Source organism: Streptomyces sp. NPDC088730 (assembly GCF_044751215.1).
Taxonomy (GTDB): domain Bacteria; phylum Actinomycetota; class Actinomycetes; order Streptomycetales; family Streptomycetaceae; genus Streptomyces.
In genome coordinates this window covers 106,168-121,284 of sequence record NZ_JBIVLK010000008.1, presented here as the reverse complement: position 1 = coordinate 121,284, position 15,117 = coordinate 106,168, and the positions used below count along the sequence as shown (strand labels likewise).

11 protein-coding genes are annotated in these 15,117 nt (G+C 71.1%); 7 read left to right on the top strand and 4 right to left on the bottom strand.

Features of this window, described 5'->3' with window-relative positions:
• The first annotated feature begins 148 nt into the window (after positions 1-148).
• Complete coding sequence (locus ACIP89_RS23950) at positions 149-1,333, top strand: ROK family protein (RefSeq protein WP_402116609.1); 1,185 nt, start codon at positions 149-151, stop codon at positions 1,331-1,333.
• A gap of 24 nt (positions 1,334-1,357) precedes the next feature.
• On the opposite strand, the gene ACIP89_RS23945 is transcribed toward ACIP89_RS23950, so the two are convergent.
• Positions 1,358-2,098 carry an NPP1 family protein gene (locus ACIP89_RS23945; RefSeq protein ID WP_402116830.1) on the bottom strand — a complete coding sequence of 247 codons (741 nt, stop codon included), beginning with the start codon at positions 2,096-2,098 and terminating at the stop codon, positions 1,358-1,360.
• Positions 2,099-2,555: 457 nt separating this feature from the next.
• Between ACIP89_RS23945 and ACIP89_RS23940 the strand changes: the two genes are divergently transcribed.
• The 6 genes from ACIP89_RS23940 (at position 2,556) to ACIP89_RS23915 (ending at position 11,347) form a co-directional block, all read left to right on the top strand.
• Complete coding sequence (locus tag ACIP89_RS23940; protein WP_402116607.1) at positions 2,556-3,743, top strand: ROK family protein; 1,188 nt, start codon at positions 2,556-2,558, stop codon at positions 3,741-3,743.
• Entirely contained in the window at positions 3,740-5,050 is a 1,311-nt protein-coding gene (locus ACIP89_RS23935) for an ABC transporter substrate-binding protein (protein ID WP_402116606.1), read from the top strand. The genes ACIP89_RS23940 and ACIP89_RS23935 overlap by 4 nt, the downstream gene beginning before the upstream one ends.
• A gap of 21 nt (positions 5,051-5,071) precedes the next feature.
• Positions 5,072-6,022 (top strand): carbohydrate ABC transporter permease, encoded by a 951-nt coding sequence (locus tag ACIP89_RS23930; RefSeq protein WP_402116604.1) that lies wholly within the window; start codon positions 5,072-5,074, stop codon positions 6,020-6,022.
• Positions 6,019-6,942, top strand: a complete 924-nt coding sequence (locus tag ACIP89_RS23925; RefSeq protein ID WP_402116603.1) for a carbohydrate ABC transporter permease — start codon at positions 6,019-6,021, stop codon at positions 6,940-6,942. The genes ACIP89_RS23930 and ACIP89_RS23925 overlap by 4 nt, the downstream gene beginning before the upstream one ends.
• Positions 6,943-7,023: 81 nt before the next feature.
• The gene (locus ACIP89_RS23920; protein WP_402116601.1) at positions 7,024-8,865 is read left to right on the top strand and encodes an alpha-galactosidase D; all 1,842 of its coding nucleotides are present in this window, start codon (positions 7,024-7,026) and stop codon (positions 8,863-8,865) included.
• A gap of 61 nt (positions 8,866-8,926) precedes the next feature.
• Positions 8,927-11,347 (top strand): glycosyl hydrolase family 95 catalytic domain-containing protein, encoded by a 2,421-nt coding sequence (locus tag ACIP89_RS23915; RefSeq protein WP_402116600.1) that lies wholly within the window; start codon positions 8,927-8,929, stop codon positions 11,345-11,347.
• Between the two features lie 75 nt (positions 11,348-11,422).
• On the opposite strand, the gene ACIP89_RS23910 is transcribed toward ACIP89_RS23915, so the two are convergent.
• Genes ACIP89_RS23910 through ACIP89_RS23900 form a run of 3 tightly spaced genes read right to left on the bottom strand, consistent with a single transcriptional unit; the run spans position 11,423 to position 15,113 of the window.
• Entirely contained in the window at positions 11,423-13,561 is a 2,139-nt protein-coding gene (locus tag ACIP89_RS23910) for a xanthine dehydrogenase family protein molybdopterin-binding subunit (RefSeq protein WP_402116599.1), read from the bottom strand.
• Positions 13,558-14,550, bottom strand: a complete 993-nt coding sequence (locus ACIP89_RS23905) for an FAD binding domain-containing protein (RefSeq protein WP_402116597.1) — start codon at positions 14,548-14,550, stop codon at positions 13,558-13,560. Before ACIP89_RS23905 ends, ACIP89_RS23910 begins: the two co-directional genes overlap by 4 nt.
• Positions 14,547-15,113 (bottom strand): (2Fe-2S)-binding protein, encoded by a 567-nt coding sequence (locus tag ACIP89_RS23900; protein WP_401924540.1) that lies wholly within the window; start codon positions 15,111-15,113, stop codon positions 14,547-14,549. The genes ACIP89_RS23905 and ACIP89_RS23900 overlap by 4 nt, the downstream gene beginning before the upstream one ends.
• Positions 15,114-15,117 lie beyond the last annotated feature (4 nt).

Here is a 15,117-nt window from a genome sequence, read left to right as displayed (position 1 = left end):
CCATCGGTGAGAGCGCGGCGACTGTAGCGATAGTTTCCTTCCGTCGTCAATATATTCAGCGTCGTTCCAGGATCGCTCCCCGACTTCTGCGCGCTCCGGCATTTCCGGCCCGCCCCCCTGGTTTCGGCCAGAAGGTAATCTCCACGGGGTGAACCTCTCCCGGCAGCCGCCGTCCGCGGCCCTCGTCCTCCAGGCCCTGCTGACCCAGGGCCCGTTGACCCGGGCGGAGCTCGGACGCCGCACCGGGCTCTCCTCCGGGGCCGTCACCAAGGTGTCGGCACCCCTGCTCGACGACGGCTGGATCACCGAGCTCGGCCCGTCCGGTGACCGGCAGCCCGGCCGCCCGGCCACGTTGGTGGCGGTGCGGCCCGAGCGGGCCGGCTTCATCGGGATCAAGATCACGTCGGACGAGCTGATCGGGATGCTCGTCGACCTCACGGCAGCGCCGCTGACCACCCACCGCACCCCGCTCCGCTCGCGAGACGTCGGCACGGTGGTCAGAGCCGTCGCCCGGCTGGTCGGCACCCTCTCCGGACGGGCCGGACAAGGCGGGGGCGGGTCCGGCCCGGCGGTGCACAGCATCGGCGTGACGGTCTCCGGCGATGTGGACGGCCCGAGCGGCACGGTCCGCTACTCCCCCTTCCTCGACTGGCACGGGGTGCGGCTCGCCGCCCTGGTCGAGGAGGCCACCGGCATCGCGACGGTGATCGACAACGACGTACGGGCCCTCACCGTCGCCGAGCAGTGGTTCGGCGCCGGGGTCGGGCTCTCCTCGTTCGCCCTGGTCACGGTCGGCGCGGGGGTGGGCTGCGGAATGTCCGTCCACGGCCGGGTGGTCTCGGGGGCGTTCGGGGTCTCGGGCGAGCTGGGACACCTGCCCGTCGGCAGCAGCGACCGGGTCTGCACCTGCGGCAACACCGGCTGCGTCGAGGCCGTCGCGTCGACGCAGGCCATCGTCGACCAGGTGCAGGAGCAGACGGGGGACGCGGATCTGTCCCTCGCCGACGCCGTGCGCCTGGCACGGTCCGGGGACGCCACGGCACGCGGCGTCTTCACCCGGGCCGGGCGGGCGCTGGGACTGGGAATCGCCTCGGTGGCCAACCTCATCGGCCCGGAGCGCATCATCATCTCCGGCGAAGGAGTGGCGGCGTACGACCTGTTCTCCGACGAGATCCGCCGGACCTTCGCCGACCAGGCCTTCGGCGCGGCCGCCCGGTGCGAACTCGTGGTGCGGCCACTGCCGTTCGAGACGTGGGCGCGCGGCGGCGCGGCGATGGCGGCCCACCGCGTCTTCGCCCCGCTTCCCGCCCGGTCCGGGGCAGCGGGGCACTGACCGGCGCCCGCCGCCCCGTCCCCGTCAGGCGTTGGGGTCGAAGGCGATGCCCGCGGGCATCGCCTTTTCCAGGTGGCCGGCGAAGTTTCCGTCCTTCAGGCCGAAGACGGCGCTGCCGAAGTCGGCCTGCACCAGCTTGTCCCGGATGCCTTCGGGGTAGCCGTTCCAGCCGACGAGGTCGGGGAACTGCCACTGGTGGTAGTGGTTCTCGGGCGGCTCGTCGCCGGTGGTCGCGGGACGGAAGCAGTGCGTACCGATCCCGTCCTTGTGATAGACCGCCTTGGGGTGGGTCCCGTCCCACTGGATCCGGTCGCGGCCGTAGACGCTGAAGCCGCCGTGGGCCGAGGTGGAGACGTACTTCGCCTCGTTGTCCTGCACCCAGACCACGACGTGCTCCCAGTCGTGGCGGTGCCCGCCGAGACCGCTCCCGGCCACGGCCTGGTCCTTCTCGAAGTAGAGGCCGTAGATGATGGCGCACCAGCCGTTGTTGCACTTGGAGCGTGCGTAGCCGTTGGTGTTGTCCAGGTCCCAGGAGTCGTGGCAGCTGCCGTTGACGGCGCCGGTGGTCTTCAGCCCGGGGGCGACGGTGCCGTCGGGACCGATGGCGGGGGTCGGATAGCAGCCGTCACCGTCGTAGTCGTAGGCCGGCTGGAAGGTCTGTTCCAGTCCGTCCGCGTTCGCGGGCAGAGCACCCGGCACGTCCGCGAAGGCGCTGCCCGGCGAGGCCAGGACCAGCATCCCTGCCGCGGCCAGCACGAGTGACATCTTGCGGATCCGTCGTCTGTTCTTCACTGCTTCCTCCTGGTCGAAGCGTGTCGGGCCATGCCATGCGATGACATGCCCATGCCCACACTCGGGGAACCCCGGAGCCCTGTCGGGTACGACGGATTTCGCAGCGGTGAAGACTCGGTCAACAGCCGGGCGACGCAACGGAAAGGCGCGCCCGGCCTACCGGGACACGGCCGGGAACCTGCCCAACACGGCTGCTCCGCACACGCTTTGGTGCCGGGTCACACGCGAACCGGTGGCGTCGCGGCAGCCGCGAGCGCCGCGGAACAACGCGCCGGGCGACCGGGCGGCAGACAGACAACCGCCCCGCCCGTCCCCCTGTCAACCCCTCTCCGCCCGCCCGTCCCCGGCGGTTCCGGCCCCTCTGCACGAGGTCCCGTCGGCCTTGTTTTTTTTCTTGACAGAGGAAATTAACTCCCCTACGTTTCCGGCCATGTCATCGACCAACCTCGTCGAGACGTTCCCGGCGCCGACGCCGGCCGCCTCTCTGGTGTTCACCACAGCCCTGTCCCAAGGGCCGCTCTCCCGGGTGGAGATCGCCCGCAGGACCGGGCTGTCCTCGGCCGCTGTGACCAAGGCCGTGCGCCCGCTCATGGAGACCGGGTACTTCGTCGAGGACACCGACGGCAGCACGCCTCCCACGGTCGGCCGGCCGGCCAACCCGGTGCGGGTCAACGGGGGGCGCGCCCTGTTCATCGGCGTCAAGGTGACCGCGGACGAGGTCATCGCCGTACTCGCGGACCTCTGCTGCCGGGTCAGGGCGGCCCGTCATGTGCCGCTGGCCGAGCGGTCGCCCGGCGCGGTGATCTCCGTGATCGCCGCGCTCACCGGCGAACTGGTCACGCGGGCGCGGCCGTTCGGCGTCGGAGTGCGCGGCCTGGCCGTCGCGGTGTCCGGCGATGTCGACCGGGCCGCGGGGGTGGTCCGCTACTCACCGTTCCTCGGCTGGCGGAACGTCGCGCTGGCCGGGCTCGCGGAGACGGCCACCGGTCTGCCGGCCACGGTGGACAACGACGTGCGGGCGCTGACCGTGGCGGAGCAGTGGTTCGGCGCCGGGGTCGGGCGGTCCGACTTCGCGCTGGTCACCGTCGGGGCCGGCATCGGCTGCGGACTCGTCGTCCACGGCCGGGTGGTGGCCGGGGCGCACGGGGTGGCCGGTGAGATCGGCCATCTCTCCATCGACCCGCACGGGCCGCTCTGCCACTGCGGCAACCGGGGCTGTGTCGAGGCGATCGCCTCGGACTCGGCCATCGTGCGCCGCATCCAGGAGGAGACGGGTCAGCCGGTCGGCGGCCCGGCGCACGCGCTGGAACTGGCCAGGTCGGGCGAGCCGATGGCCCGCGAGGCCTTCGCGCGGGCAGGGGCAGCGATCGGCCGGGCCATCGGGGCGGTCGCCAATCTGCTCGGCCCCGAGTGCGTGGTCATCTCCGGCGAGGGGCTGGCCGCGTACGACCTGTTCGCCGCGCAGATCCGCGACGCGTTCGCCGCCACCGTTTTCAGTACAGCCGCGCGGTGTGACGTGATCACACGCCCGCTGCCGTTCGAGGAGTGGGCGCGCGGGGCCGCGGCCACCGCCATCCAGACCTTCATCGGGTCCGACACCATCCAGGAGAATCGATGACCGAGCAGAGCCGCATACCGGTACCGGGCGGTCCGGGCCGCCGGCGCGTCGTGGGCGGGCTGATGGGGGTGGGCGCCGCGGTTCTGGCGGCCCCCGCGCTCACGGCCTGCGGGTCCGGGGCCGCCGCCGACCCCAAGACGGTGACCTTCGGGTCCAACGGGGCCGACGCCACACCCAAGAAGGCGTACGAAGCCCTGACCAAGGCCTTCGCGAAGGACAGCGGACTCACGGTCAAGACCAACACCGTCGACCACGACACCTTCCAGAAGGGCATCTCCAGCTACCTCCAGGGCACTCCGGACGACGTCTTCACCTGGTTCGCGGGCTACCGCATGCAGTACTTCGCCAAGAAGAAGCTGTGTGCTCCCCTTGACGACGTGTGGGAGAAGATCGGCGGCGGCTTCAGCGAGGCCGCGAAGCAGCTCTCCCGGGGCGAGGACGGGAAGTACTACTTCGTCCCGCTGTACAACTACCCGTGGGCCGTCTTCTACCGCAAGAGCCTCTTCAAGGAACGCGGCTACCGGGCGCCCGCCACCTGGGACGACTTCGTCGCACTGGCCAAGCGGATGAAGAAGGACGGCCTCTCGCCGATCGCCGCCGGGTACGGGGGCGGGGACACCTGGAGCATCCTCGGCGCCTTCGACTACCTGAACCTGCGGACGAACGGCTACGAGTTCCACACCTCGCTGCTGCGCGGCGACATCAGCTGGACCGACCGGCGGGTGCGCGGCACGATCGACCGGTGGCGCGAGCTCAGCCCGTACTACCAGGAGCGGGCCGGCGGCCGTTCCTGGCAGGACGCCGCCCAGTCACTGCTGGACAAGAAGTCGGGCATGGCCGTCATCGGCCTCTTCCTCGGACAGCAGATCAGCGACCCGGAACTCCGGGACGACATCGACTTCTTCGCGTTCCCGGAGATCGATCCGTCGTACGGCCAGGACACCGTAGAGGCGCCGACCGACGGGTTCATGCTCAGCCGCCGGCCCAAGAACGAGAAGAAGGCGCAGCAGTTCCTGGAGTTCCTCGGCAGCGCCCGCGCGGAGGGCCTGTACATGGGCGTCGACCCCAGCAACGTCGCCGTGCACAGCGAGGCCGACACCAGCGGCTACAACGCGCTGCAGAAGAAGTCCGCCGCACTCATCTCCCAGGCCGAGCACATCACCCAGTTCGGTGACCGCGACAGCGACCCGGGCTTCATCTCCACCGTCGTGCTGCCCGGACTCTCGCAGTGGCTGAGCAGCCCGGACGACGGCGTGGCCATGCTCAAGAAGATCGAGTCGCAGCGTTCGCGCTTCTTCACCGCCTGACCGACCCAGGGAAGCCCGCCCATGTCTTCCGTACCCTCCGCGCCGCCCGGCACCCGGCGGACGCGACAGCCACGACGCCCGCGCCGGCTCGGCCTGTCCGACCGGCTCTTCCTCGCCGTCATCGTCGGTGTGCCGCTGCTCGCCCTGCTCGTCTTCGTCTGGCTGCCCGCGCTGGCCTCGCTCGCCCTGTCCTTCACCCAGTGGGACGGCCTCGAACTCTCCGGCATCCAGTGGACCGGTCTGGACAACTACCGTGAGATCTTCACGAATTACCCGCCGTTCTGGCCCGCTGTCCAGCACAACGTCATCTGGCTGCTCTTCACCGCCCTGCTGCCCACCCCGTTCGGGATCTTCCTGGCCTACCAGCTCGACCGGAAGATCCGCTTCACCCGGATCTACCAGACCGCCATCTTCCTGCCCATGGTGCTGTCACTGGCCGTGGTCGGCCTGATCTGGGAGATCATCTACAACCCGGACAACGGACTGCTGAACGGCATCCTCGACACGGCGGCGCCGGGACACCACATCGACTGGCTGGGCGACCCGGACCTCAATCTGTGGATGGTCCTCATCGCCTCGGCGTGGCGGCACACCGGCTACATCATGATCCTCTACCTCGCCGGGCTGAAGGGCTTCGACCCGGCCCTCAAGGAGGCGGCCGCCCTCGACGGCGCCAACGGCCGGCAGACGTTCCTGCGCGTGGTCTTCCCCGCCCTCAAGCCCGTCAACGTCATCATCCTGGTCGTGACGGCCATGGAGTCGCTGCGCGCCTTCGACATCGTGTACGTGCTCGGCGGCGGTGTGGGCAGCAAGCCCGGGATGGAGCTGCTGTCCCTGCTGATCACCGACAACATCATCGGCGAGTCCAGCCACATCGGCTACGGCTCCGCGCTCGCCATGATCATGCTGGTGATCTCCCTGGCGGCGATCGGCACCTTCCTCGTACAGAACTTCCGCAAGGAGGACCAGTGACCGTCACCGCACCACCGCCGGGCGTCCGCCGTTCACCGACCCCCCGGCCGCCGTCCGGGCCGGCGACGTCGCGGCGGCGGAGTCAGACCGGACGCCATGTGATGCTGGCCGGCATCTCGCTGCTCTGGCTGGTGCCGCTGCTCTGGGCCGTCTACACCTCCCTGCGGCCCTACGAGGACACCAGCAAGCACGGCTACCTCTCCTGGCCCCGGAGCCTGAGCCTGGACAACTTCACTGCCGCGTGGGGGCAGTCGGGCATGTCGCACTACTTCTGGAACTCGGTCCTGGTGACCGTTCCGGCGGTGCTCGGCACCCTGTTCTTCTCGGCGGCGGTGGCGTTCTACGTGTCACGGTTCGACTTCCGGTGGAACGTCGCCCTGCTGATGCTCTTCACGGCGGGCAACCTGCTGCCGGCCCAGGTCCTGATCACCCCGCTCTACCGGCTGTACCTGCAGATCGCGCTGCCGGCCTGGATGAGCGATTCGCTGCTCCTGTACAACTCCTACTGGGGCATCATCGCCATCCACATCGCCTACCAGTGCGGCTTCTGCACCTTCGTCCTCAGCAACTACATGAAGACGATCCCGAAGGAGATCACGGAGGCGGCCCTGGTCGACGGCGCCCCCGTGTGGCGCCAGTTCCTCCAGATCGTGCTGCCGCTGTGCCGTCCCGCGTTCGCCGCGCTGGCCACGCTGGAGTCGATCTGGATCTACAACGACTTCTTCTGGCCGCTCGTCCTGATCGAGACCGGCGACAAGCGGCCGGTCACCTCCGCGCTCGCGAGTCTCCAGGGCCAGTACTTCACCAACCCGAACCTCATCGCGGCCGGTGCGCTGATGACGGCCGTGCCCACCCTCCTCGTGTACTTCGCGCTCCAGCGCCAGTTCATCAGCGGCCTCACCATCGGCGCGGGCAAGTAGCGGTCCGGCCGCGCCCCGCACGCCCAGCACCGCCCTGTCCCCCCGCACCGCCCCACCCGACCAGAGCAGGAGACCACCCGCATGCCCTCCCCCGCCCGCACCACGAGACGAGCCGCGCGCACCGCGCTGGTCCTCGCCGTCACGGCCGCCGTGGCCGTCACCGTACCTCCGGCGCAGGCCGCACCCGGCACCGCACCGGCCACGGCTGCCATGGCCGCCGCCCCGACGGCGGCCGCCGGACACGGCCTGGCCCGGAAGCCGTTCATGGGGTGGAGCAGCTGGTCGATGCAGACCAGCTCGTACCCCGGCCTCAACCCCACGGGCCAGTACAGCTATCTCACCGAGGCGAACGTCCTCAAGCAGGCCGACGCGATGGCCACCAAGCTGAAGAAGTACGGCTACGAGTACATCAACATCGACGCCGGCTGGTGGCGCGACCAGGACTGGACGCCCGAGTTCGACGGCTACGGGCGCCAGCAGGCCGACCCGGTGCGCTTCCCGCGCGGAATGAAGCCGGTCGCCGACGACCTCCACCGCAAGGGGCTCAAGGCCGGCATCTACCTGCCGGTCGGCCTGGAGAAGGAGGGGTACGGCGGCGGCAGGCTGCCGGTCTGGAACGCCCCGGGCTGCACCACCGGGGACATCGTCTACGGCGATCTGCGCACCACGAACGGCTGGGACAGTTCGTACAAGATCGACTTCTCGCGGCCGTGCGCCCAGAAGTACGTCGACTCACAGGCTCAGCTGATCGCCGACTGGGGATACGACTTCCTCAAGCTCGACGGGGTCGGCCCGGGGTCCTTCAAGAGCGGCGACAACTACGACAACCGGGCGGACGTCGCCGCCTGGAAGAAGGCCATCGAACGTGCCGGACGCCCGGTCCATCTGGAGATCTCCTGGTCGCTGGATGTCGACTACGCCGACAGCTGGAAGGAGAACTCCGACGGCTGGCGGGTGGACACCGACGTCGAGTGCTACTGCGAGACGCTGGTGACGTGGGACAGCTCGGTGAAGGCCCGCTGGCGCGACACCCCCGCGTGGACCCGGCACGCCGGTCCGGGCGGCTGGAACGACCTGGACGCGATCGACGTCGGCAACGGCGAGATGGACGGGCTGACGAAGGCCGAGCGGCAGAGCTACATGACGCTGTGGTCGATCGCCAAGTCGCCGCTCTACTCGGGTGACGACCTCACCAGGCTGGACGCCTACGGCGTCTCGCTGCTGACCAACCGCGAAGTGCTCCAGGTCAACCAGCGGCCTGGCGCCCTGGCCCACCCCGTCACCACGGCGGGTGACGAACAGGTGTGGGCCGCCAGGAACCCCGACGGCAGCTACACCGTGGCCCTGTTCAACCTCGGTTCCTCGCCCGCTCCGGTGACGGCCCGCTGGTCGGCCCTCGGCTTCGAGGGCAAGGCCGCCGTGCGCGACCTGTGGAACAAGGAGAACCTCGGACAGCACAAGGACTCCATCACCGAGGCACTGCCCGCACACGGATCGCGGCTGTTCACCGTCACCCCGCACGGCTCCCGGCTGCGCACCACGGCGTACGAGGCCGAGTCCCCCGCCAACACGCTGTCCGGCAACGCCTCGGTCTCCGACTGCGACGAGTGCTCCGGCGGCAAGAAGGTCGGCAACCTCTACGAGGGCGGCTCGGTGCGCTTCGGACACGTGGAGGCCGCGCGGGCCGGAACGTACTACATCAACGTGGCCTACACCTCGGGTGACGAACGGTCCGTCGGGATCTCGGCCAACGGGAAGCCGGCCACGAAGAGGATCTTCCCGTCCAGCGGGGGCTGGGGCGCGGCCGCGACGATCAGTGTCCCCGTCACGCTCAAGGCCGGCCGCAACACCCTCACCTTCGACAGCGGCGCCTCGGGCTACTCACCCGACATCGACCGGATCGACGTACCGAAGCGGAGCTGACGCCCGGCGCTCCGCGGCACCGTCTCTCCCCGCCCGTCATCCGCACCGGAATGGAGTCACCGTGAACGACCAGCACCCGCAGCCGCCCGCGCGGCCGGAGCCCGGTCACCCGAGCCGCCGCCGGCTGCTCACGCTCGCCGCGGCCGTGGGTTCGGCCACCGCACTCGGCGCGCTGCCCGCCTTCGCCGCCACACCCGCACCGCGGCGGCCCGCCGCGGCCCCGCCGCGCGCCCCCGGCCGGGGCACCGAGATGTGGTACCGGACGCCCGCCGCCGCCGGCTCGATGATCGAGCAGGCCCTCCCGGTGGGCAACGGCCGGCTCGGTGCGCTCGTCGGCAACGACCCCGCGCACGAACTGCTGCACATCACCGACGCCACCCTGTGGACCGGCGGGATCAACGACCGGCTGGACGCGGACGGCCAGTTCCCTTACGGCCGGGAGGACTTCGGCAGCTTCACCCTGCTGGGCAACGTGACCGTCGACATCCCGGACCACGAGCTCTCCGAGGTGTCCGGCTACCGCCGCGGTCTCGACCTCGCCCAGGGCGTCGTCACCTCCCGCTACACCCGCTCCGGTGCGACGTACGAACGCAGCGTCCTGGCCAGCCGGCCGGACGATGTCGTGGTCATCCGGTTCACCCAGCGCGGCGGCGGCCACTACACCGGCACGCTCGCGCTGGACGGCACCCACGGCGAGGCCACCTCGGCGGACGGGCGCAGGGCGGAACTCTCCCTGGCGGGCTCGTTCGGCAACGGGCTCCGCTACGGAGCGGTCGTCCTGGCGCACAGCCGCGGCGGCAAGGTGTCCACGGACGGCGGCCGGATCACCTTCACCCGGTGCGCGGAGCTCACCGTGGTGATCAGCGGCGGGACCGACTACGCCCCCGACCCGGCCAAGGGCTACCGCGCCCCGGGGCTCGACCCGCTCGCCCTCGCGCGCACCAAGGCCCGTGACGCCGCCGCCGTCTCCGCCACCGATCTGCTGCACACCCATGTGGCCGATCACCGGAGCCTGTTCGACCGTATGACGCTGGATCTGGGCGCCTCCACACCGCAGCAGCGCTCCCTGGACACCTGGGACCGGCTGCGGGCCCGTACGGCGGAGGGCGAGCCCGATCCGGAACTGGAGTCCCTGTACCTCCAGTTCGGCCGCTATCTGATGATCTCCGGTTCGCGGGGCGGGCTGCCGGTCGCCCTTCAGGGCCTGTGGCTGGACGGCAACGACCCGGACTGGATGGGCGATTACCACACCGACATCAACATCCAGATGAACTACTGGATGGCCGACCGCGCGGGGCTGTCCCCCTGCTTCGACGCGCTGACGGACTACTGCCTCGCCCAGCTCCCGTCCTGGACCGAGCTGACCGGCAGTCATTTCAACGACCCCGCCAACCGCTTCCGCAACTCCAGCGGCAAGGTCGCCGGCTGGACCGTGGCGTTCTCCACCAACATCCACGGCGGCCTCGGCTGGTGGTGGCATCCCGCAGGCAACGCCTGGCTGTGCAACTCCCTATGGGAGCACTACGAGTTCACCCAGGACCTGGCCCATGTGGCACGGATCTTCCCGATGCTGAAGGGCGCCTGCGAGTTCTGGGAGGCGCGGCTGCTGACCACGACCGTCACCGATGCCGCGACGGGCGAGCGGCGCGAGGTCCTGATCGCGGACAGCGACTGGTCCCCCGAGCACGGACCGCAGGACGCGAAGGGCAACACCTACGCCCAGGAGGTGGTACGCGACCTCTTCCTGCACTTCGAGGAGGCGTGCGCGCTGCTCGGCCGCGACGCGCGGTACGGCGCGGCCGTGGCGAAGATGCGGAAGCGGCTGTACCTGCCGGAGGTCAGCCCCGAGACCGGCTGGCTCCAGGAGTGGATGTCCCCGGAGAACCTCGGCGAGACGGAGCACCGGCATCTGTCACCGCTGATCGGCCTCTTCCCCGGGGACCGGATCAGGGCGGGCGCGGTCTCCGACGAGCTGCTGGCCGGGGCCACCGCGCTGCTTACGGCGCGCGGCATGGAGAACTTCGGCTGGGCCAACGCCTGGCGTGCGATGTGCTGGGCACGGCTGAAGAACGCCGACAACGCCTACCAGCTCGTGGTCAACAACCTGCGGCCCTCGGTCAGCAGCAGCAACGGCACCTCGGCGAACCTGTTCGACATCTACCAGACCGAGCCGGGCCGCGGGATCTTCCAGATCGACGCCAACTTCGGTACCCCGACGGCCATGATCGAGATGCTCCTCTACTCCCGGCCGGGCCGCATCGAACTGCTGCCCGCCCTGCCGGCGGCATGGGCGGGCTCGGGGTCCGTCACCGGACTGGGCGCGCGTGGCGGCTTCGTGGTGGATCTGAGCTGGCGCGACGGGAAGGTGCGCGAGGCGCGCGTACGCAGTGTCGGCGGCCGCACCACAGAGGTGAGCTGGAAGGGCGTGACGCGGCGGGTGGAACTGCGGCCCGGCGGCTCGGTCACGCTGCGGAAGTTCTGACTCCGGTTTCCTGTCCCCCGGCGGCGGCGTGGCCCTCGCGGGTCACGCAGCCGCCGGGGGACCGGCGTCCGCCGCTCAGGCGCCCCTGGCGTCCCGTGCCGCGCGCAGGACGCGGTCGGGGCGGATCGGCAGCTCCCGGTGACGGACGCCGGTGGCGTGCCACACCGCGTTGGCGATCGCGGCGGCGACACCGACGACACCGATCTCGCCTATGCCCTTGATCCCGATGGGATCGCCGGGAACGTGGTCGTCCACCCAGTCCGCCTCGATGACCGGCACGTCGGCGTGCGAGGCGAAGTGGTAGCCGGCGAGGTCGGCGCCGACATGGCCGCCGGAGGCCTGGTCCCTGACCGCCTCCTCGTGCAGGGCCATCGACAGTCCCCAGGTCATTCCGCCGATGAACTGGCTGCGTGCGGTGAGCGGGTTGACGATGGCGCCCGCGGCGTAGATACCGAGCAGCCTTCGCACCCGCACCTCGCCGGTGGTGACATCCACCGCCGCCTCCGCGAACTGCGCCCCGAAGGAGTGCCGTTCCAGCTGCGCAAGGGTGCCGATGACGTCCGCGGTGTTCGACCTGGCGGTGATTCCCTCCGGCGGGATGCCGCCGCCCAGTGCCAGGCGCTCGCGCACCTCGCCCGCCGCCAGCATGACCGCCCAGGCCCAGGAGCGGGTGCCCATGGAGCCGCCGGCGATCATCGCCTGGCCCAGGTCACTGTCCCCGATCCGGACCCGGACGCGGTCCGGGTCCACCTCCAGGGCGTCCGCGGCGACCAGCGTCATCGCGGTCCTGGCACCGGTACCGACGTCTGCCGCGTTGATCCGTACGGTGAACCCGCCGTCCGGCTCCGCGGTGACGGCCGCGGTGGACGGGCTCACTCCCGAGGGGTAGGTGGCCGCGGCCGTTCCGGTCCCGATCAGCCAGCGCCCCTCGCGGCGCACGCCGGGGCGCGGATCCCGGTCCGCCCAGCCGAACCTGCGGGCCCCCTCCTCGAAGCAGGCGACCACGTTGCGGCTGCTGAACGGCAGCCCGGAGACGGGCCCGACCGAGGTCTCGTTGCGGACGCGCAGCGCGATCGGGTCCACCCCGCACTTCTCGGCCAGTTCGTCGAGCGCCGATTCGACGGCGAAGGACCCCGGCGCCTCGCCGGGTGCGCGCATCCAGGTCGGGGACGGCACGTCGAGCCGTACCAGCGTGTGCAGGGTGTGGTGCGCGTCCGCGTCGTACAGGACCCGCCCCAGCACGGCGCTGGTCTCGACGAACTCGTGCACGGTCGATGTCAGGCTCTGCGACCGGTGGTCGAACACGCGCAGCCGGCCGTCCGCGTCGGCCGCGAGCCTGACCCGCTGTGCCGTGGGGCTGCGGTACCCCGCCAGCGAGAACATCTGGCGCCTGGTCAGCACGACGCGCACGGGGCGCTGGAGTACGGTCGCCCCCATCACGGCGGCCACCTGGTGGGGGCTCAGCCCCTTGGAGCCGAAGGCGCCTCCGACGTGCTCGGACCGCACCCGTACGGCCGACGGGTCGAGGGAGAAGACCAGCGCGAGCTCGGTGGCGACCCACGTGCTGCCCTGGTTGGAGTCGACGACGTCGAGCCGGCCGTCGTCCCAGCGGGCGGTCGCCGCGTGCGGCTCCATCGAGCTGTGGTGCTCCTCCGGGGTGGAGTACGCCTCGTCCACGACGAAGGCGGCCGCCGCCAGTTCGGCCTCCAGATCGCCCTTCGCCGTCTCGGCCTCGTCCATCACACCGCTCGGCGGCGGGTACGCGCCGGGGTGACCGGCGAAGAACGCCACGTCGTGCGGCTCCTCGTCGTAGCGGACGACCAGCGCCTCGGCCGCCTCTCTGGCCTGCTCGGACGTCTCGGCCACGACCATCGCCACCGGCCAGCCCACGAACGGCACCCGGTCGTGCTGGAAGAGCCCGACGACCGGGTTGGGCCGTCCCAGCATGCCGACGTAGTCGGTCTCGACGCGCGGCGCGTTCCCGTGGTGCAGCACCGCGAGGACTCCGGGCATGGCCAGCACGTCGGCTTCCCGCACTTCGCGGACCCGGCCGCGGGCCACGGTCGAGAGCACCAGCCAGCCGTGGGCGAGGTCCGCGAAGGGGATCTCGCCTGCGTAGCGGGCCGCTCCGGTGACCTTGTCGCGGCCCTCCACCCTGGTACGGCCGGAGCCGACGGCCCCGGTGAACGCCGCGCTGTCTGCCGTCGTGGTCATCGGGCTGCCTCCTCGGCGAGTTCGCTCAGCACGGACACCACCAGGTTGCGGGTCAGGGTCACCTTGTATCCGTTCTCCGGGAGTGCCTCCGCCGCTGCCAGTTCGGCGTCCGCGGCGGCGGCGTACGCCTCGGCGCTCGCCGGTCCGCCGGTCAGCGCCCGCTCGGCGACGCGGGCCCGCCACGGCCGGGACGCGACCGCCCCGAACGCGAGGCGCACCTCGGCGACCTCCCCGTCCCTGACGTCGAGCGCGGCGGCGACGGAACCGACCGCGAAGGCGAAGGAGGCGCGCTCGCGCACCTTCCGGTACCGGGAGTGCGCGGCGACGGCGGCCGGCGGCAGGGTGACACCGGTGATGAGGGCGCCGGGCGGCAGGGCGGTCTCGATGTGCGGGGTGTCTCCCACCGGCGGGTAGAAGTCGGCGATCGGCAGCTCACCGGGCCCGCCGGCCGTCTCGTACGAGATGACGGCGTCGAACGCCGCGAGCGCGACCGCCATGTCCGAGGGGTGGGTGGCCACACAGTGCCCGGAGGCGCCGAGGATCGCGTGGTTGTGGTGCTCGCCCGCGATGGCCGGGCAACCGCTGCCGGGGACACGCTTGTTGCACGGCTTGGCCAGGTCGCTGAAGTAGCCGCAGCGGGTGCGCTGGAGCAGATTCCCGCCGACCGTGGCCATGTTGCGCAGCTGTCCGGAGGCTCCGGCCAGGAGTGCCTGCGCCAGTGCCGGGTAGTGACGCCGCACCTCGGGGTGGGCGGCGAGATCGCTGTTGGTGACGGTCGCGCCGACGCGAAGGCCGCCGCCCGCCGTGAACTCCACGGTGTCCAGCGGCAGTTCCTGCACATCGACGAGGAGGGCGGGGCGCTCCACGCCGGCCTTCATCAGGTCCACCAGATTGGTGCCGCCGCCGAGGAAGCGGGCCTCCGGGTCCGTGCCGAGCAGCGCGAGCGCTCCGGAGACGTCGTGGACGCGCTCGTAGCCGAATTCCCTCATGCGAGCGGCTCCCTGACCTCGTCGGCGGAGGCTGCGGAGGCTTCCGCGGCCCGTTCGACCGCCCGCACGATCGACACGTAGGCGCCGCAGCGGCACAGGTTGCCGCTCATCCGCTCGCGTATCTCCTCCGGGGTGAGCGCGGGAACCCCGGCCTCGGGCCGGACATCGTCGGTCACGGCGCTCGGCCAGCCCGCCGCGTGTTCCTCGATCACCGCGAGGGCGGAGCAGATCTGCCCCGGGGTGCAGTAGCCGCACTGGTAGCCGTCGAGGTCGAGGAAGGCCTGCTGGACGGGGTGCAGCCGGTCGCCGTCGGCTACCCCTTCGATGGTGGTGACCGCGCGCCCCTCGGCGGCGACCGCCAGTTGCAGACAGGCCACGGCTCTGCGCCCGTCGAGCAGCACCGTGCAGGCGCCGCACTGGCCCTGGTCGCAGCCCTTCTTGGTGCCGGTCAGATCGAGACGCTCGCGCAGGGCGTCGAGGAGGGTGGTGCGGTGATCGACGGGCAGCGTGTGCTTTTCGCCGTTGATGTTCAGGGTGATCGCACTGGACGTCGATGGGGCCATGATC